Source organism: Oleiphilus sp. HI0128 (assembly GCF_001635365.1).
Genome location: NZ_LWGG01000511.1, coordinates 1 through 451 on the forward strand (window position 1 = coordinate 1; position 451 = coordinate 451).

At 45.2% G+C, this 451-nt stretch carries 1 protein-coding gene; it reads left to right on the top strand.

Annotated elements, in window-relative coordinates; translation table 11 throughout:
* Nucleotides 1-451, top strand: a 451-nt coding sequence (locus tag A3763_RS28315; RefSeq protein ID WP_197482804.1) for an immunoglobulin-like domain-containing protein, incomplete at both ends; no start/stop codon positions are given.

Below are 451 nucleotides of genomic sequence, written 5' to 3' on the forward strand. Positions count from 1 at the left end.
GATTTACGCTATCGAAACAGGGGTTATCCCGTTTGGCATTACCGGCTGCTTTGAAAAGAACGGTGTAGCAGTCAATGCTGATATATTACTTAGCCAAACAGCTTTATCTGACCAATCAACTAGCACTGATATTGATGACTGCTTCCAGTTCACTGACTTCACCGCTGGCACACCAATCCAACTAAAAGCCAGTGAAGCTGGCGTTGATGAAAAACCTATCATTACTCTTGCCGAAACATCAGCGGGCTCAACTGACGTCACACTTATTGTTGGCGACGAATATTCCGAGCCCGGCTACTCCGCTTATGATACAGAAGACTTGGATTTGACATCTGAGGTCGTTACTAGGCCGAACGTTATCGATACTCCCACTATTATCGATACATCCGTACCAAACCCTACGGGAATACTAGTTGAATATGATGTCGTTGATAGCGCAGGTAACAACGCT